13 protein-coding genes are annotated in these 21,141 nt (G+C 36.0%); 1 reads left to right on the forward strand and 12 read right to left on the reverse strand.

The genetic code is table 11. The features are described 5' to 3' along the window. Positions 1-101 precede the first annotated feature (101 nt). The 10 genes from KHY58_RS04035 to KHY58_RS04080 all read right to left on the reverse strand — a co-directional run bounded on the left by KHY58_RS04035 (position 102) and on the right by KHY58_RS04080 (position 16,166). A complete protein-coding gene (locus tag KHY58_RS04035; protein ID WP_278472163.1) occupies positions 102-4,010 on the reverse strand; it encodes a hypothetical protein in 3,909 nt (1,302 codons plus the stop codon). Between the two features lie 47 nt (positions 4,011-4,057). Further along, complete coding sequence (locus tag KHY58_RS04040) at positions 4,058-4,885, reverse strand: HNH endonuclease (protein WP_278472166.1); 828 nt, start codon at positions 4,883-4,885, stop codon at positions 4,058-4,060. Between the two features lie 33 nt (positions 4,886-4,918). Then, positions 4,919-7,102, reverse strand: a complete 2,184-nt coding sequence (locus KHY58_RS04045; protein WP_278472168.1) for a hypothetical protein — start codon at positions 7,100-7,102, stop codon at positions 4,919-4,921. A 360-nt stretch (positions 7,103-7,462) separates the two neighbouring features. Continuing rightward, positions 7,463-8,071, reverse strand: coding sequence for a hypothetical protein (locus tag KHY58_RS04050; protein WP_004694448.1), 609 nt, complete (start codon positions 8,069-8,071; stop codon positions 7,463-7,465). 319 nt (positions 8,072-8,390) lie between these two features. Further along, a complete protein-coding gene (locus KHY58_RS04055; RefSeq protein WP_278472170.1) occupies positions 8,391-9,257 on the reverse strand; it encodes a sigma-70 family RNA polymerase sigma factor in 867 nt (288 codons plus the stop codon). 293 nt (positions 9,258-9,550) lie between these two features. Next, the gene (locus KHY58_RS04060) at positions 9,551-10,615 is read right to left on the reverse strand and encodes an ATP-binding protein (RefSeq protein ID WP_278472172.1); all 1,065 of its coding nucleotides are present in this window, start codon (positions 10,613-10,615) and stop codon (positions 9,551-9,553) included. 461 nt (positions 10,616-11,076) lie between these two features. Then, positions 11,077-12,225 (reverse strand): glycoside hydrolase family 3 N-terminal domain-containing protein, encoded by a 1,149-nt coding sequence (locus KHY58_RS04065; RefSeq protein ID WP_008714589.1) that lies wholly within the window; start codon positions 12,223-12,225, stop codon positions 11,077-11,079. 487 nt (positions 12,226-12,712) lie between these two features. Beyond that, on the reverse strand, positions 12,713-14,143 hold the full coding sequence (locus KHY58_RS04070; protein WP_278472175.1) for a [FeFe] hydrogenase, group A: 1,431 nt from the start codon (positions 14,141-14,143) through the stop codon (positions 12,713-12,715). A 438-nt stretch (positions 14,144-14,581) separates the two neighbouring features. Further along, positions 14,582-14,956: a hypothetical protein gene (locus tag KHY58_RS04075; protein ID WP_004694437.1), complete on the reverse strand. Its 375-nt coding sequence runs from the start codon at positions 14,954-14,956 to the stop codon at positions 14,582-14,584. A 112-nt stretch (positions 14,957-15,068) separates the two neighbouring features. Beyond that, positions 15,069-16,166, reverse strand: coding sequence for an ArsR/SmtB family transcription factor (locus tag KHY58_RS04080; RefSeq protein WP_004694435.1), 1,098 nt, complete (start codon positions 16,164-16,166; stop codon positions 15,069-15,071). 102 nt (positions 16,167-16,268) lie between these two features. On the opposite strand from KHY58_RS04080, the gene KHY58_RS04085 reads away from it, so the two are divergent. Continuing rightward, positions 16,269-17,624 carry an MFS transporter gene (locus KHY58_RS04085; protein ID WP_024060921.1) on the forward strand — a complete coding sequence of 452 codons (1,356 nt, stop codon included), beginning with the start codon at positions 16,269-16,271 and terminating at the stop codon, positions 17,622-17,624. 448 nt (positions 17,625-18,072) lie between these two features. Here KHY58_RS04085 and KHY58_RS04090 read toward each other — a convergent pair whose 3' ends face one another. Together KHY58_RS04090 and gyrA are read right to left on the reverse strand one after the other, a co-directional pair. Continuing rightward, positions 18,073-18,444, reverse strand: coding sequence for a hypothetical protein (locus KHY58_RS04090; protein ID WP_278472178.1), 372 nt, complete (start codon positions 18,442-18,444; stop codon positions 18,073-18,075). Between the two features lie 80 nt (positions 18,445-18,524). Further along, the gene (gene gyrA / locus KHY58_RS04095) at positions 18,525-20,993 is read right to left on the reverse strand and encodes a DNA gyrase subunit A (RefSeq protein ID WP_278472181.1); all 2,469 of its coding nucleotides are present in this window, start codon (positions 20,991-20,993) and stop codon (positions 18,525-18,527) included. Between the last annotated feature and the right edge of the window lie 148 nt (positions 20,994-21,141).

Below are 21,141 nucleotides of genomic sequence, written 5' to 3' on the forward strand. Positions count from 1 at the left end.
TTACATAATATTTTTAACTATATCTTTTTAAGTTCATCACCTCAATCATCCATAAAAATAGAGCCTTGCTAAGCACTAAAGAAGTGGCAGGCTCTATTTTTTTAATTACGCTTATTCTCTAATTCAATTTTTTCACCGTAGGTCATATTCAAAATAAATGTATTCTCATAGTTATCAACATTAAAGTCATTACTTATAATTATAGATTTTATATTTTGGGCTTTTAAAGTAATAGAAAAATATTCATTTATTAAAAAAATTAATTTTTGTTCAAATAGAATTTCTTGTAATCGTTTAACAAAAAACATAATATTTCTTTTATCTTGCCTAAACTTTCTATACAATTTATTAAGCTCAACAAGTCTATCTTTAAGTAATGATGCTTTAGAGCTTCCTTCATCTAAAACAACTAAAAGTTCCTCATAACTACTAATTTTTTTATTGTATATTTTTTTATAAAAATTTTGAAACTCATTCAAAATAACCTTGAAAACATTATGAATGTGAGAGCTATGTATAGTACTATACCTCCACATTTTAAAGACATCTTCTTTTAATCTAAATCGTTGAATATCACCATAACAAGTTTTCTCATTATAATTCTCCTTATAAACACTCTTTCCGACATTATCACATAAAAACCTTAGTTTCAAAATAGTATTACTAGATAAGGTGCTCATTGCTCTAAGCATCAACCAGTTTTCATCAAATTTACTCATTTTAATTACATTATTATAAAAATCAGAAAGTTCTGGAACTACTAACTTATTTAATTTATCAAAGCTAGGACTAGTTCCACCTAAAGATAAAAATAATGGTGTAGAATAAATATAACTCTTGCAAATTGGAAAATACCCTTTTTTACTATAAAATATCTTTGATTTCAAAACATGATAAAGTTCACTTAAATATATTCTAAGCAGACCAATATCAATAGGAAATATGAAGCTATAGTTCATACAGTCAGCTTTAGAATCCTTAAATAGTTTCACAAAGCTAGGCCGATTATGACCAAATAGAGGACTACGACCAAATGGATCTGGATCAACAAGTGAATCTATACAACGCCGTATACAATCTTTTTCATAGATAGAAAAACTATTGTTTTTACTATTACTAATACAACAATCTATTAAACGGACGTTATAGTCATTAAGCTCTTCATCTTCATTAAATTGGCTTAAAAATAGATTCAAAAACTCTTTATAAGAGATAGCTTTTAATAGCTCATCAAAACTCTCATATGAATCCCCATCATCTAAAAGTTCACTATCATAATGATTAGTAGCAATTGCCTTTAACACTATCAATAAACTTCGTATACTTATATTGTCTACATCTTCCGGCTTCTTTTCACCTAAAAATTCAATAAAGCTATCTAAAATAGATAAAAAGCATTCACGTGGGCCTTCAAATAAGGAATGTGGTGAAACCCTAAAGTAGTTTAACCCCAGAAAATCAACTAAATCGTCCTCAGCATCATTATTATTAAGATTTATATCCCCTAACCTCTTAAGATACTCTTCAGTAAGCACATGATAATGTGAACTTAATCCCTCTATATTTTTAAAAAGTTCTATAAATAACGGTTCTGCCAAATTAGCAGTATTATCAGTTTTACTATTAAAAATAGTAGCTCCGATTTCAATCATACGATATGCTAATTTGTGTTCTCCCAAATAATATAGTCCAGATGCTACTATACCCAAAGCTATAGGCATAATCCAGCCCCAACTTTCACCATATTTACATTTATATCCATATGTAGAGCTAAATCCAGCACCAAAATCAAAAGAGTTAAAAATAGCTAAACCAATTTCTATATAAATATAGTATAGATAATCATTAGTGAATTTATTTTCAAAAAGTGATTTTTGCTCAACAAAATATGGTATTAACTCTCCATAAAATTCATATCGATGCATTTCACCATAATAACAATCAGGGTTTAAGTACTTCATATATTTAAACACTAATAAAAATCTAATAAAATCAAAAGTATTAAGATTTGCTTTTTCTACATACTTATCAATTATCTGATTAAGAAAATTCATTAATAAAATTTCTATTTCATAAGAAAAATGAGTTATGATAAATTTTTTAATCTGTAGATGATTAATAGTATATTTTACAGATTCACCAGATGTATGTTTAATTAGAACTGGTGATAGATCATTTATAATACATAACAGTTGAAAATGTTCGATACTATTATCAAGAGCATCTAAAATTTGACTAACAGAAAGAGGAATCTCACTTAACGCTAATAACGCTAATATATTTTTGATTTTTATATAATATTTCTCTGAATAGAAAAAGCCAATCTTATCAAAAAACAGTCTAAACAAATCATCCTCTGAAAGCACAATATAACGTTTTAACTCGTCAGGAATATATTTAATTATATTCGCTTCAAGGAAGGTATTCCCTAGTGCAGATTCCATATAATCCTTATTATTAATATGTATATAAGACAAATATTGCTGCATATACTGATTAATTAACTTTCTATTATTACAATCATCTGCTTCAACTATATATATATCAGAAAATACTACATTATCAAGATTTTTTCTTATCAAATAATCAAGATTTTTATTAGATCTTGATGTAATAATGATATAAATATTATCACTCAACATATCTGGAGAAGGTATAATATCTAAAATATCAGACCTACCTTCTTGAAATGATTCATCTATAGCATCTACAAACAATAGAACCTTACTTCCAAGATCATGCCCTGCGATACTAAGCGCCTCATACTCTCGCCCAAAATAATTCAAAAATTCAGCAAATTCTTTTTTATTTGTAAAAGAAGTATCATGTCCCCTTAAAACTCTTCCATTATCAGTTTGAAGAAAAACACGTTTTATACTATCTTTAAAAAATGTAAGTTCTGAAGAATATGAGTTGTTAATATAAAAACAACGCACACTGACATCAGGCAGTTTAATTGGACTAGTCTTTAATTGCTCTTTTAATAAGGGATCTAGCATTTTTACAAAAGTACTTTTCCCCATTCCTGCATCCATTCGCAAACAAAAAACACCTTTAGCATAATGCTCAATCCAATATTTAACTTTGTCTAATAAATATGTTGGTTTCACTAAGTCTTTAATATTAGAGGATAAATAGTTATACTCATCTTCCTCAAAAATCAAATCAGATCTACTACCTTTTATATCAACTTTTTCTATATGGCATAAGTCAGCATGAATATTATTTATCTCTTTAACCAATAATTTTATTTTATCTGCACTTTGATAGTCTAAATAGCCCACCTTACCATTACCAATAAAAGAATCATAAATAAAAAACTTCCCATTTAATCTTATTATAAATGGATTAAGCGATATAATACCCTCTCCCATATTAATAAGAATTTCGCCTTCATCAGGAAGTTTTTCACTATTATTTATATCTATTAAAGCATCCTTAGTATCAAGAGATATATGTATTTTATCAAATAAATCACTGTTATCATGAAGATGTCGTTTTAAAAGCTTTAAAAGTGCCTTTACTTCTTCTTTAAACTTTTCATCAAAATGTTCTGTGAACGCACCATGACCGATTCTACGATTTCTCCATTCTGCAATATTAAATGATCCATTTTTAATGTTATTAGTAGAAAAATCATCAATTATAGACTTTAATAAACTATCAAAAATTAAATTTGATTCAGTCATTTTATATAATTTTTTTGCAATCATTAACCAATGACCTGTTGATAAAGGACCAGATAATAAAATTTTAAATGGATCCGAATATTCACTAGCCACCTTTCCATTTTGTAATGTGGTAGCCATAAAAAAAATAACAGGTAGCTTAATAGATAACTCTAATATATCTTTCAGCTCAAAAATAGCACCTATCGTTTTGCCATCCTTAAACAGACGTTTTAATTGAACATATTCGTCTTTTATTATTGGCGGTAAACAGATAGTATTCTCGTCAATCCAAAGAGATTCATCTTCATATAAATCAATTAACCATTGATTTCTTTCCATAAAACCCTCCCCACAATACTACTAATTATTACCAATTCTTAGAAACCCTACGGCAATGGACTATCTCCATAACTAACTAAGTCAATATATTCACCATTTACTCCCTTATAATGTTCTAGCGCAATTATAGAGAATGCCAATGCCTTTAAACCAAATAGACATATATTTACTATAACTTGCCTATTTTTTGTAATAACTGTATATACAATATGCTTTTGTAATAAATCACTTAACCCAACCAAACAAGAGAACTCGTTAAATAAAGGACCTACTACTTTAAGCTCGGGGATTTTCTCGTTAAACTCTCCTCCTATCGCTTGCATCAAAATATTTTGAATCTTAATAAATATCTTCTCGTTCTTATCAATATGCTCACCTAAATTTTTTAAAACTACCTCGTAAGCAACCTTTAAAGCAAACAGCTTAAACCTCTCACTGTCGCTCTTATAATCAACTAAAATCTCAGTCATAGGTTCTACAAGCAACCTTATGCCCTTATTTGCGTTACTAATATACGCTTTAATAAAACTTGCTTTTCTTTTACTATTAGCTTCCCTATATTTTGATTCTGAATTTTTTCCATTCTCTATTATGCTTAAATCGTATTTTAGAATAATGCTGTTACTATTCGACTTAAATTTTATAGGAGGAATTCTATTCTTTTTCCCCTTCAGGTCATATAGAATTCTATGTAAATTTATTATTGTATCATTAATAAATGGGCCATCTACATAAGCACCTAATTTATTATTACAATCTTTGCACACAAAAGGGATAACTAAGTGATTATTTTTTTTAGATATAGTCTCTGGAATTATATGTTCATTTGTTAGATTATCTTTTGAGTTACAAAAAATACAGGATTCTGATTTCATTTTTTATGACCCTTTTATTACATATTTAAAATTTTATATATACATATAGACTAACAACGTCTCGTATGACTCTTTAAGTGGTTGACTGGTAAACTTATTTTTATTATCCATAGCCAATGCTTCGTTCTCAACCACACTATAGTATTCTATTAACCCACCATAGATAATATTATCAATAGCTGCTGCTCGTTCTTGAACGATAGTTTGAGTTAGTTGTATAAACTCTTCAGCCAATTCATGTTTATTGAACTTAACAGCTAATAGTGCAAAGTATTTATATATAATTTCCCATGGGTGCCCATTTACATGTTCAGATTTATTCCCTTTATGTAAATTTTGTGCCCAGCTTAATAGATTACGGCGTTTTTCTGAGTTCAACTCATCTACATAGAATATATATAATGCTTTTATATACACATAGAAAGCAAATTTAAAGGATTGCAACTTTTGATCCGCTTCTGTCATATCCTTCAAATAGCTAAATTGCTCCCACACATTATCGTTCCCACCAAAATACAGGACCGCATATTTTTCATAACCTTCACGGTTACCCATATCAATATAGTGGTGAAGCAAATAAGATAGTGTGATATTATAATCGATTGATTTTTTATCAAATTGAGCCAATGCTTGTTCAAAATACTCCTCAGCGTGAGTATCTTGTAAATAAGCATACACTTGACCGCACTGGCTTAATGCACGGCCTTTACTAATGCTAACTATATCATCAGACTCAACTAATAATTGACGTAAGGATGCCAATTCATCTTCGTACTCGAGAATTTCTTTAGCTAATGAAAGGGCCTCTTCATAACGATATTGATCATTGAGCATAACCACTCGGCGTTTGAGCGTTAGCAAATAGTCCTCTACATGACAATATTTAGCAAATCCTTTCGCAATTTCAAAGCATCCTTCAGCCATTAAGCTGTCTCCAATATGGTTATATGCTGTAATCCCTGCATCATAAAATGCATATTTACTAGCTTCAGATTTTTCTAGATTCGCTACTAACGGTTCTAAATGGTTATATAAATACACCAACTCATCCTGTTTCAACAGGTTAGAATTCGCATACTTGGCAAACTGGCGAACAGATTCCTCTATCGCTTCAACATCTGCGGCCTCTGAAATCCATTGCTCGATTTTCGGGAACCATTGCTCCCAATAATAGTCTTTAAAATCACTACGACTTTGTTTTGTTTCAAAAAGTATAGATAGTACTTTAAAATAGTCTTTTTGTTGATATGCCATAACAGCTTTTTCATAAGCCATATCAATATCGTCATATGTAAAGATAAGATTTTGACTAGAGCCATTAAGTCGAGTAGCCTGTTCAACAAACGATTGATGCCAAGCTAAAGGATTATCACCAGTTTTATTATGATTTAAAATTGCACAAATCGTATCTGCTAAATAGAGAAAAGCATATCGTGTAGATTCAGATTCATTAGCATTGTAATAAATAGAACGTACTGAGAAATCCTCAATCTCTAAATCCAAACGATTGGTTTCTAATAGTTTACGATCTAAAGCAGCACGGTAATTATAGTCATTTGCTACTTGGAAAAAGCGTGTATCGTTATTTTTATTTGCTTCTGGTGTACTATTTTTGAAATCAAAATCTTTATAGCCTAAATTAATATATTTCTTACAAAGCTCCTTATCGCTAGCTTTCACCGGAACCAAACGTGTGGCTAAATCAAATTTAACTTTGGATACATGCAAATCAAACGGATTATGAAAAACGAGGCGTGATACCGTCGAATAAGCCATATTCATATATAAATTACTAGCATATTCATCATTAACAAGCATACTAGTAGACTTATGATTCAAGATGGTCTTGCCTGTTCCGCTCTTAAGCATCATAACAATACGATATTGACCATTTCTCTTATATTTACCAATAGGCACGCCTTTATAAGTACATTGTTGAAAGAATTCTGGCAAGGTTTCTTGCAACTCTGTTTTCATTAATTTTACATTATATCCATTGGTATTTTGTTTATTAGTATGTAAATCCTCTGGATACTTACATTCAACCGTTTTTGCCACGGCCCGAAAATAATCATCTAGTCGCTGCTTTTCATTCCATGTATCATTATCATGACCTTTGTCATCATATATAATGCCTGCTATAAAGATAGGTTCCTTATTCCCAGCTCCCTTAAAACCTTCAAAATCCCCATTTTCATCTAACGCAATTGTAATCACACTATTCTCCTCTTACTCATATACTACCTAACTAAACAGATAAAACATATTTCTCTCTATATTTAATATAAACTCACACAATACTATTTTTAACATACACTCATATATTGTTATATATATTTTATCATCTTATCTTCATAATTAGAAATAATCCCCTGATAAATAAAACTATTTATATGAGATAAATTGTAAAATGAACATCAAAAAAAACCACCTCTTTAATAGAGGTGGTTTTATTAAACTATTGTATTGAATATATTTATAAGCACTTTATTTCAACTATATTTCTTATAGCACCTTGTATATAACCTCCTTTCCAATCTCTCCACCCTCCTACTTCTACTTTCACCGTCCAACGAGTTATCTCGTTAGGTCTCTCCAGGCGATAAATAGTTCGGCCACGACTTGAGGGTTTTGGCTGAGTTTGATGCGAGCTAGCATTTTTCTCACGTAGTTGCAGTGTTCTAGCATCGCTTCATTCAGTTTGTGTTTGACATGACGCGGGGATTGATACACCAAGATCGGTGCAAAGTCCGCCACATGAATATAGCTCGTATCGGGTTCCGGACCTTCTGTAACGATATATTCATAGGGTATAGCCACGTTAAAAAGGCCATACACCACGTCCTTGCCGATAGGGCGGCGACATTTAATATGAGCAAAGGTTAGATGCGGACCATAGGTCTTAGGCGCGGTATAGCTGCTGCGCCGACCATCGCTGGTCATGATGTAATTGGGTCTCAGCCCTTCCTGCATCGCCAGCTCTCGCGTGATCGTGCGCATCGGCAGATGGACCATTTCTTCGCGACCATCCACAAAATAACACTTCGTACTGTCCCCACCACTAGGTTGATAGGTAGGAATAAAACAAACAATGTGATTCTTTGGATTCGTATAGATCAAATCCAAGTCTTCTCCCTTAGATAGCCGAGCGGCCATCAAATCTGTTAGTTTATCATCTATTGCCATGGAATCCTCTCCAATCTAATCAGGAACATTCCTTTCAACAATACAATGAACACGTGTTCTGTGAAAGCAGATTAGCATGCTTTAATCTGCTGCTGACTTAATTGTATATCAGCCTGTATAATTTGTAAATATATATACAAAACTATAGAAATTTATGTATATTTAAAGACTTTATGATCTTGTAAAAGTTATATATACGTTGATGTGTCATTATTTTCTCATTTAAATTGAGAATTGCATATTTTATGTATATTTGTTAATCGAGATTAAAAGAAATATGCAATATATAGGATATAAATAAGAAATTAAATTATAATAACTAATGCACACGCAAGTGTTCAAAGTCCGTACTCAAATATCTACGCAGCTTTCGAATAGCTCGTTCGTGACGCCGTTGGATGGCTTGGCGGCTGCAATTCAACTCTTCACTAACCGATACCAAGCTTTGACACTCACCATAGACACGGCGCAGTAGGTCCCGTTGATCAGGAGATAGTCTGCCTAAGGCCCATACGAGGCGGGCTCGCAATCTATGCTCTTCGTCGGCACTCATTACCATATCCGCCACATTCTCGCCAGATGCGAAGATATCCATACCAAAGGCGACTTCTCCATCATCGGTGGTACGATCTGGGATGTGAATTTCACGGCGATAACGCAATCGCTCCCGCTTCCAGTACCTCATGTAACCGTACATGATGCCAGCTTTCACAAAGCCTGCGAACGGTACGGGTCCGTCCAAATCAAAGCTATAAATCGATTCTATGAGGATGGCCCAAAGATAGCTCTCTACGTCCTCGCGGAACTCACGGTTTCCCATGCGATTCGTATAGTGCAAGATGAGCGGTCGATACCTGCGACAGAGCTCGATTTGTGCCGCATCATGACGAAGCTCATCAACGGACCACGGTTGATACCCTACCGTCTGAATCCGCATATTTGGCTTCTGACAAATGGACACGAGACTCTTGTCCGACAAGGACGATAAAACTTGATGACCACAGACGAGGGTCTGTAATTTCAGTTTCTCTGGAATACTTCGGCTAGACTCATCAGCTTTCGATAATAAAGAATGAGATGGTAATGCCTGTGTTTCTAATTTTTTTGACTGATAGTTGTCATGTTGTAAGTTTGCAGTTTTAATACATGTTCTTTGTACTAAAGGTTCTTCGTTGGTATATAACATAAATCCCCTTTCCTGCCATGGCATAGCGCTTATGTACACAATACCGCGGAAAGAGTGTTTTGACAAATCCGCAATTCCTTGGAATTTCCCTATATTCTGTTATATTTGAGCCTTTATTTCTATCCAAAGTACAACATAAGTATGCGATTAAAAGGGTAATTGCTGAAAATAGATAATTACTAAAAATGACACCACATATGTAATGTGGTGTCATTTTTTAGAGGAAATATATACTATCATTGGGTAATAGTATTCAATCTTTAAATAATAGTATTCAATCTGAAATTGTCTACTTAAACCGCAATACACGCGGCTTGAACAAAGTCGTTTAGCTGCGGTTTTACATGATTATAATATACATCAGCACCATAACCGCGCACGATGTCTCCCCAGTATTTATATACATAGCGGTACCAGAAATGGAACATACTGTTCGTGAAATGGTAATCCGCGTACTTCGCGTTCCCACGACTACTTGCCTGAATGCGGCCCACGAGCCCCATGGACATAAGATCGTTCAAACGAGATGTGAACGTGCCACTTTTAATTTGGCTTTCTTGTAAAAGCTCCACGTAGTATGGTCTTTCCAAGCTAGCAAGACCCGTTAAAATAGCATTGGCACCGGTTATATTTTTCATATCTCGATGCAAAATATATTGTGTTTCTTCAAAGAGAGCTCCCGTTACTGAGAAGAACAAGTTAATAATATTCGTATCGATGCTTTCACCATTATCAAAGTATTGCACATAGGCAGGTAACCCACCAGTTACGGCAAAGACGGTGCGCAAATCATCCTTTGCATAGTGAAGGCCCAAGGATTTCATATCAACCAAGGAAAATGGTTTCACCTCAAGATATTCGGACACGAAAGGAGCAATGAGGCTGCGATCGCCAATGATGCGGCCATCGAGCTGTTCCAGACCATTAGCCATCAAAATGATGTTCAAACGGCTCGTATCTTTGTAGGTATCTAACAAATCGCGCAAGTGAATGGGAAACTGAGGAACTGCTTCCACCAGGGATGGATAATCGTCAATCACCACAGTCTGAGGTGTTTTCACACTGCTTTCAAAAAGCCTCACAAAGGCCTGCTGCAAACTCTCTACAGGCTCGAATGTATCTTGAGCATTAGCAGGAACAAAACGTGCCTCAAGAGCTCTATTTATATCAGCTACATGGACTGATTCATTGGCCATGCGCCCCGCCAAATATATCGCCTTATGACGGCGTACAAGTTGCGAAGCCACATAGGATTTACCACTGCGATGAGGACCATATACAACACATAAACTCATTTGGCCCATTGCAATTCGGGACTGGATACGCTCTATAATTTCAGCACGTCCCACAAAATTCATATACTCACCTCCAACTATTTACGGAAATTATTATATCATAATTTTAAATCATTATTAAACTTTTTTTCATATAGTTAACATAGCTTTTTATTATGTTAATTTTTTTACTCATCAAATCAGAGCTTTTATGCGATACGTGTTGCCTTACCATCATAAAAGGCCTTATAATTACTTTATTTTCATATACCTTTGATATCAACATATCCTATAAGGCGTGGTTATATAAGTTATACATTATAAGATAAGCTATACATATTAAACTATATATTTTAATCTATATAGTTTAATCCATATATTTTAAAAATGACGTGCTACCTAAAAGGTATAGCACGTCATTTGCATGTAAAGCATATTAAATTGTTACTGAATTTCTTATACTAAGTTTCTTAATAGTAAATATCTAACTTGTAAATATCTAATTCGTAAATTCCTGATTACAAAATCTAATATTCCTAAATATCTTATGGATCAATTTGCGTTTGCATTTTCATCAATAAGATGCGCTTAACCGATTCGTTAAGGCGCTCGGTCGTAATCGTTCCATCCGCCACCGCTTGCGTCAGCGCACGATGGACTTCATCAATATGAATCGTATCCGCATCAACAAGAATGAGATCACTGCCTGCCAAAATAGAGGCCACAGCGTAATCGCCTATCTTTTGATTGGATTGCAAAGCACCCACATCGATACGGTCCGTCATAACAATACCTTTATAGCCGAGCTCCTTGCGAAGCCAACCATCAATAATCGGCTTAGAGGAACTCGCCAAATGTTCGTTATCGATAGCGGGAATCTGGATGTGACTCATCACAAGCATATAGCTATTCGCCGTTGTCTGCGCGATAAGACGTTTAAAGACGGCTACATCATTATTGCTGAGATATGCTTTTGCCTCATTAGCTGAGCCAAAGGACGCATCCCCTAAGGTCACTGCCGGAAAGTAGTTATAAGCGGACCACATATGATTAATTTGGTAACGCTCCACCATGGCAAGGTTTATGTGACCTGCCCACGTGGGGTCAGATGTATAGGACATATTAGGTACACCAAGATTAGCATTAGGCCCAATAACCAAGTTAAAGCCCATATCCCGCATTTCAATAGCAGATCGCGTGGCCAAATTAATGATACGATCCATAGGCAGTTGCCCCCATCGATTGGGCTTCGGCAACCGCAAGAAACTTTCATTCCCATGCAATATGCGATCACGATGCACCGCAATATAGGGTGTCACCATGCTAGAGGTTATCGCTGTTTGCATAATATCACTGGTGAAAGTTTTCACTTGATTCTTATTAATAAGATTTTCATTCGTTAACATAACGCCACTGACACGGTATTTTCGGATTACATCCTTTTGGGATTGTCCTATCGTACTACCATGAAGGCTGATCATCATCAGCTGCCCCACCTTATCCTCTTGAGACATGGCCGCAATCCAAGTGTCCACCTTTTCAGACACAGGTTTGTTGGACTCCAGGACGGCACGGTACGATACGGTTCGTACCGTTTCTTGTTCTGCCTGACTCTCATGTTGGCATCCAGTTGTACCAACGACAGCAACTAGTAAGGCAAGGCCACTCAGGACCCGCCGAAAAAACTGGTTCATCTCTCCTAAAAGCTCCTTAATGCTTACGCAATATTATGAATATTATGGGCTTTCTATGTTGCTCTCCCAATGCAACACCCATAAGTCCCCTCTTGATCCGTACAGTATATTTTTATATTATACACTAAATGATTCATCTTTTCCTCATAATAAAATAATTTTTTTATACTGGATTATTATAATAAAGTTATACAGTAAAAATATGTGAATTTTAAATAATTATATAAAAAAATCCTACGAATCGTTTAAAAAGTGACCGCACTGTAACAAAGGCTACGTGAGTATCAAGTCACTCATGACCCGTAGGATTTTCTATTTTATATTGTTGTACCCTAAATAGCAAACATTACTAAGTGTTTATAAACATTTAGTTGCTGTAACAGCCTACTGTTTAAGTAATCAACTATTATTAATCTTTAAATTTTTTCTTTCTTTACTGGCACATCGTCAACACCAACTTGCACCATATTTAAGCAATCGGCTATCATTAGCCTTTAAATTTAGGGGATGTTGGGCATGTTTCAGGTGTTACGTCTTTACGAGTACCAAGAACCGCGCTGCGGTCTGTGTAGTGTGTGTGTAAAAGTTCGTGTGCCTTATGGCCCAATGGTTCGCCTAAGAAATCTTTGTACAATGTTTGGATTTCTTCATTTTCATAGGACGCAACCCATTTGTAGTTTTCGTCAGCTTCGTAAAGACCGCCGATACGAGCTTCTTTAGTTTTCACGGCTTGCGGCAATTTAGTGCGCGGTTGACCACCGCCACCAATACAGCCACCTGGGCACGCCATAACTTCGATGAAGTCGTAGTGTTTACCGCTATCTTTCAATGCATTCAAGAAGTCACGTGTATTTTTACCACCGTGAACAACGGCAACGGACAATGTTACGTCATCACCCAATTGAACAGTTGCCTCTTTTACGCCTTCCATACCGCGAACGTCTTCAAGGTGAGTCAACGCGTATGGAGGTGGCTCTTTATCAGTGATGAGCTTGTAAGCCGTACGCATCGCCGCTTCCATAACACCACCTGTGTTACCGAAGATGATGGATGCGCCAGTTTCCATGCCGATTAAGTCATCAAATTGAGATTCTTCCACTGTGTTGAAGTCGATATGTTCCTCTTGAATCCAACGAATAAACTCACGAGTTGTGATGGAAATATCTGTGTCCATGCCAAGGGATTCGTCATTGTGGTAACGAGCCGCTGCATTTTCTTCTTCCCGTTTCGTTTCTGCTTTTTTAGCCGTACATGGGTTTACAGATACGGATACGATCTTACGAGGATCGATGCCTTTTTTCTCTGCAAAGTACGTTTTAATCATAGCCGCTTCCATAGCGATACAAGAACGTGTGGAAGACAAGTTAGGAATCAATTCAGGGAAATAGATTTCCGCAAAGCGCACCCACGCTGGGCAACAGCTTGTAAACTGAGGTATTTGACCGCCATTTTTAAGGCGTTCCACAAGCTCGGATGCTTCCTCCATGATGGTTAAGTCCGCACCAAAGTTAGTATCTACTACATAGTCTGCACCAAGTTTACGCAAGGCACCGACCATTTTGCCTTCCAAGAATGTACCTGGTTCATAACCAAAGCCTTCACCGATGGATACACGAACTGCTGGCGCTGTTTGGATTACGACGATTTTTTCAGGATCAGCAAGGGCTGCTTTTACCTTTTCAAACTCGGATTTAGCATGCATGGAGTCGAATGGGCATGCTGCCGCACATTGACCACAATGAATACATACAGGCACATCGCCGTTTGCATCAAGGTCGTAGTAATCAAGTACGCTCATTACATCCGCACAAGCGCGACGGCATAACGTACAGTTTTTACACTTGGAAATGTCGTGATAAATGGATGGATTGTCGAGTGCAATCGGCACGCGTTTATCGATAAATTCGTATTGAGACATGAGGACCTCCTCTAACAAACTATAACTACCAAACCTATTGGGGCGAAATATGCTAAACTACGGAGCACTGCGCCCAAGCTATACTTCTGCATCTTACCTATAGTATACGCTATGGTGAAAGTTTATACTATGTAGAATTGTTACACTTTTGCACAAAACCTCCGAAAAAGTGTAATATAAATCACATTTTACCATGAAAAAATGAATAATTCACCTATCTTAAGGGCATTAACTAACGTACCTTAATAAGTAACTTACTTATTAGCACTATAAAAACTAATGGCTTAATTGTTAATACTATAAGAGCTAAAACAAAATTATATTGTACATAAAAAACGCACGTTCTTTAAAAGAACGTGCGCCAGTGAAGCTTTCACAAAATCATTCAATCTAAACAAGCCGGTACTAAGCAATAGTGTACTCGTCTGTAGGATTCAATTATTTACCGCCCCAAATAAGTTGGAATACAGCGTACGCAGGCGTACCTGGCTCAACTTTACGGCTATTTTTATTAACTTGTTCCTCTTTCACAACATAACCTTGTGGATTATAAAGAGTCACCTTAAGATCCTTAACTTCCCGTTTTTTATGATTAAACTCTTCAGTCACAATGTAATGGTAACCTTCATAGTCCATAGCTTTAATATCCATTACCGCTTTTTTATCATCTTTTTTAACGGAATCATTGTCGATAGACCAAGTAACACCATTGCTATCAGTGCCTACTGTATACCAATTAGCCGCATCAACACTACCAATACCGCCGATTAATAATGCACCTGCTGCCAAAACAGCTGCCAATGTTTTTTTCATATTAATACCTCTCAAAGAAAATACAAAAATATACAAACTAGTATATAAGGGAAAACTAAATGTTATATGAAAACTATCTCTATCAACCCACAACATGGTAATTCATCTTCTCTTAATTTCGAAAGAAGCGATAGAAATTCGGCATAAGTTGAGTAACTAACTCTGTCGGTTCATATAGAACAAACTTCTTCACTTTTCTTGCTTTCAATAACTTTGCGTCTTTTAAAATTTGTAAGTGTCTCGATACGCTTGATTCAGTCATTAATAAAATTTGCGCTAAAGACTGTGTCGTACTTGGTTTTTCCAAAACATAATTCATAATTTGCAACCGCACTGAATCGCTCAAGGCTTTAAAAATAGTAACTAATCCCTCCGGTGTGGAGTTATAATAACTTGGTTGCTCCGCAATATCATAAGTAATAGCAATTCCTTGATTAAAAGATTCAACAAACAGATGCGGCCAAATAAAATAACTTGGTAACAACATAATAGAGTCACTGTCCTTTAAATAAACCTCTTGATTAAAAGGTTTAATAATAGCTAAAGCTCCTTTTTCCCAATGGATTCGATCAATTTGTAAATGATTAAACATCTCTATAAAACCTTTTTCCCTCAAAAATGAAGATTGCTTTTGTATTTCAATTAAAAGCTTTTGCTCAATTGATTTTTCTTTCCAAGTATCATCAAAAATTGATTTTCTATACCAATCAATAAAAGAAAAAAGTCTCCTATAAACACTTGTAGCATTTCGCTTCAAATCTTTAAGCAATTGATCATTTTCATTTAAAGAAAAATCTTTCCACTCTAGTCCTTTTGCTAATGTTGGAATAAAGGCATTTTCTCTATCATCTATTATTCTCTCCAAATACTCAATTAATTGAATAGTCGGATAATTAACCAGAAATTTCTTTAAATTTTGTATTTCCTCTTCAATCGTTGTCATATGATAACGAAAATTACAAAGTAAAATAGGAGAGACCCCCAGTTCATAAAAAAGTTGGAAATAATGAAGATTCTCATAAAATTCTTCAGTAAGTTTATCTTGTATCTCAATCACCCAATCAATATTAGTTCCATGATGGCGCGGATTTAAAAGCACATGTAAACTTCTAAAAAGTTCATTTAAAGGGGAATACACAAATTGTATTCTTTGTATTAACGTTTCATTTGTTTCCAAAGCATAATCGCTAAACCGAATTGTAATAGACATAAACATCCTCCTAAACGATTCGATATTTTTTGAATCGTTTGATTATAGACTTTAGACTTATTATATTATACTTAATAGTTTTAAAGAAAAGGAGAAATCTTTATGAATAAACAATTGCAAGATTTACTCATAACAATTGTTGCAGGTATGGGAATGTTATTATCCACTCTCGATACAGGAATTATCAATATAGCATTACCCTTTTTAAAAGAACAATTTCAAACTTCAACTGATATTGCAGCCTTCACAATAACCGGTTATACTTTAGCTTTAGCTATCTCTATCCTACCTTTAGGCGTATTAAGCGATAAATTTGGAAAATTAAAAATTTCGTATTTAGGATTCGTGCTTTTTGGTCTAAGTTCTTTATTTTGTGGCTTAATTAACAATATCAGTTTATTAATTATTGGACGAATTTTTCAAGGCATAGGAGCGGCTGCTTTACAAGCTACTTCTGCCGCACTAATTACAACTTTAGTTTCTGAAAAACGTAAAAATAGCTCTATTGGTATCCTCGGAATTATGATTGGTTTAGGCCCTATTCTAGGGCCCTCTTTAGGCGGGATCATACTTTCGTTAAGTTTCTGGCAACTTATTTTTTTGATAAATATTCCTTTTGTAATTTTTGGAATTGCATGTAATAATTTCCTTCTCAATAAACTCTCCGAAAAAAACAACAACCGACAATTAGATATGCTTGGAATTACTATAAACACTCTCATGTTAGTTTCTCTCTTATTAGGATTATCTTTATTAAACAAATCACATCTATTTGTAGTTGGTATAATCCTGATACTATCTAGCTTGTTGCTCGGAATTATATTTTACTATGTGGAACTTAATAACAAACACGCACTTATCGATATCAAAGGATTAAAAAATAATCCTCAAGTAATCTCTTACCTTTTTCAAACAGTTACTTTTGGCTTTGCCTCTGCAATGATCTTTTTACTTCCCCCCTTCATTTTTGAACAATCATATCATCTAGAAGTGGGGCAAACTGGATTTCTTGTTCTAGGAGCTCCTACAGGGCTGGTGCTTTTTTCAAGAATATCCAGTAAAATCAATAACGGCAATAAAAATAAGCTATTTAGCCATATTGGTCTAAGTATTATTATCATATCCTTGATTTTTCTCTTACTGATCAATCCTAACTGGCCTTATCAACTCTTAACATTAGGATTATTCATCTACGGTATTGGTGGAGGATACTTTCAACCTGCTAATATTGCCAGTATTATGCAAGCCAGTCCTATGGAAATCCAAGGAAGTACAGGAGCTTTGCAACGAATGCTGCAAAATGTTGCGATTTCAATCGGTTCAGCTATTGGTGCAACTTGCTTAAATATCTGGTCAAATGATTTATTATTAGCAACTCGAATTGGATGGGGAATTACACTAATTCTGGTTATTATAAGTTTAAAAGAAGTATTTAAATTTTCCCATCATAATAGTTAATACAATCTAATCCAGAGGCTGTAATTAAAACTAAGTTTTAATTACAGCCTCTTTGTCATATCTATTCAATAACATACCTACCTAAAACAAAAACACACTCACCTTGGAATATTCTCTCTGTATGAAAAAATGAATCTGACACGATTGAATATGGATATTCGCCCTGTAAAAGTACTAATGATATAGAAAACCTCGAACTACTCTGAAAACGACTTAGGTCACTTTTTCTCCCTAGGAAGTCTAGCAAGGCCCCTTATGGGATTAAATAATCCAACGGATTTGAAAGCGGATATTCGCCCTGTAAGAGTACTAATAATATAGAAAGCCCCGAACTATTCTGAAACCGACTTAGGTCACTATGGAGGCTTTCAGGATAGTTCGGGGCTACTTATACGTTCTGAGTATCTAAATAGACAGAGCGAATATCAGCTTCTATTAAATTGTTGGATTATTTACCCCATAGGGCCTGCATAACTTCCGCCCCCATGGTATCCGGTTCAATTTTCGTAGGTTTTTGTGCTTGTTTACTGGATAGCAATGCTATACCAGCATTGCTATATACTGTTGTATCAAGTTCTGTCCATGTTTTTTCTTTACGATCGATTCGTACTGTGTAGATATATGTAAAGCCTTCTACATTGTTAATTTTAACAAGTACTGTAGCCGCATCATCTGTTTTATATACAGAAGAGTTGTCAATAAACCATGCCGCATCGTCAGCATCAGCATCGATATAGTACCAGTCAGCAGCACCAGCTTGACCAAAGCCACCTACAAAGAAAACTCCTGCTGCAAACATAGCAGCTAGCCATTTTTTCATTTTTAAACTCCCCCAACACTAGAGGCGACCATCTTAGATGGTCGCCCATGGTTACTCAATAGTTAATATAGTGTTTTATATTATTCTACTTCTTCTTCGATTTCAGCGCCTGGAATAACAGCAATACTAGCTACCTTATCGCCTTCGTCGAGGTTTTGTGTTTTCACACCAGAAATAGCTTTGCCTTTCTTCACAGCGATATCGTTCATGTTGAAGCGGATGATTTTGCCTTGCTCAGAAATAAGCATAACTTCATCATCATTATGAACAACCTCTACGGCCACTACGTCGCCTGTTTTGTTCGTAATCTTGAAGTTCTTAGAGCCTTTACCACCGCGTTTTTGCAATGTATAAGCTTCCGCATCATTGCGTTTACCAAAACCTTCTTCAGAGATAGTAAACACTTGTGCTTCACTTTCATCAGTATTAAGAACACCAGCGCCTACAACTACGTCGCCTGCATTCAATTTAATGCCGCGCACACCGTGAGCTGCCCGTTTCATAAGGCGCACATCATGCTCGCTAAAGCGAATAGCGATACCCAACTTAGTACCAATCAAGATGTCTTGATTGCCAGTCGTTACATTAACGGAAATCAAACGATCGCCTTCGTCGAGGTTAATCGCATTGAGGCCAGAACGACGGATATTACGGTATTCTTCAATAGCCGTACGTTTTACAACGCCAAATTCAGTGACCATAAATAAATTTACATCTTCATGGACACGTTCAAGGTCGATCATAGTCGTAACGGATTCGCCTACCGCGAGTGGTAATACGTTAACCATAGCGGTACCGCGAGAGTTGCGAGAGCCCGCTTCCGGCACTTCGTATGCCTTGAGGCGATATGCACGGCCTGCAGATGTAAAGAATAACAATGTATTATGGGTCCGCACATGCATAATTTGCGTTACATAATCGTCTTCCTTCGTCTTCATGCCGATAACGCCAGCGCCGCCTTTATGTTGGTTGCGATATACATTCGCATTCATGCGTTTGATGTAACCTTGTTTAGTCAAGGTAATCACCATCTCTTCGTCAGCAATGAGGTCTTCTACATCAAGATCGGATGTATCGATGGTGATTTCAGAACGGCGAGGGTCGCCGTATTTTTTCTTCATATCATCGAGTTCGTCTTTGATGATTTGACGTTGACGCGCTTCGCTACCCAAGATAGCTTTCAAGTCTTCGATCAATGCCAACAATTCCTTGTATTCGTCTTCGATCTTCTCGCGTTCCAAGCCTGTTAAACGGCGTAAACGCATGTCGAGGATGGCTACCGCTTGTTTCTCTGAAAGCCCGAATTTTTGCATTAATGCGTTGCGTGCAATTTCGTCAGTTTGAGAACTGCGGATTGTGGCAATCACTTCATCGATATGGTCGAGAGCAATCAACAAGCCTTCTAAGATGTGTGCACGCGCTTCGGCTTTGTTAAGCTCGAATTGAGTACGGCGTACGATAACGTCTAGACGATGATCTAAGTAGTAACCCAATACTTCTTTCAAATTCAATACGCGAGGATGTCCATCTACGAGAGCTAGCATAATCACGCCGAATGTTTCTTGAAGTTGAGTGTGTTTATATAATTTGTTAAGTACGATATCTGGTTGCACGTCAGCCCGTAATTCGATAACGATGCGCATACCTTGGCGGTCAGATTCATCGCGAAGTGCTGTGATGCCATCGATGACCTTGTCACGGCTCAAGTTCGCAATGGTTTCGATAACGCGAGCCTTATTCACTTGGTACGGAATCTCAGTCACTACGATTTTATGCTTGCCCTTAGACATCTCTTCGATAGTCGCACGAGCACGCATTTTAACGCTACCACGACCTGTGGAGTACGCTTTTTTGATGCCTTCTCGGCCCAAAATGAGTGCACCAGTTGGGAAGTCTGGCCCTTTAATAGCGGTCATCAATTCATCTACAGTCACATCCGGATTGTCGATGAGCATCGCTAGGCCATTACATACCTCGTTGAGATTATGTGGTGGAATATTTGTCGCCATCCCTACGGCGATACCGCTGGAACCATTGATGAGAAGATTTGGAATCTTCGCTGGCAATACAGTTGGTTCTTGCAAGCTTTCATCATAGTTCGGCATGAAATCAACAGTTTCCTTGTCGATATCGGCAAGCATTTCTGTTGTAATCTTCGCCATACGTACTTCGGTATAACGCATCGCAGCGGCACTATCGCCGTCGATGGAGCCAAAGTTACCATGACCGTCTACCAAGAGGTAGCGCGTATTGAAATCTTGCGCCAAACGAACCGTCGCATCGTAAACGGAGCTATCACCATGTGGATGATACTTACCGAGTACGTCACCGACGATACGAGCGGATTTCTTGTACGGTTTATTTGGCGTCATGCCTGTTTCATGCATCGCATACAAAATACGACGATGTACTGGTTTCAAGCCATCGCGCACATCTGGAAGCGCACGCATAACGATTACGGACATTGCATAATCGATGTACGCATTCTTCATTTCTTTATCAATCTGAACGGGATGAATATTCCCGTGGGACCATTGTTGGTCTGCCACAATCTCACCTCATTTTACTAACACTGATACTAATTCATCATATAATTATAGCATTTTTAAGGTGTTAACGCTATCTTTTATGTCTATTTACATACTAAATATCGGTTATATCGAGCTATCATTTTTCAATGTATATTACCATAGCTCT

The sequence above is a fragment of the Veillonella parvula genome (genome assembly GCF_018366295.1).
GTDB classification, from domain to species: Bacteria; Bacillota; Negativicutes; order Veillonellales; family Veillonellaceae; genus Veillonella; species Veillonella parvula_P.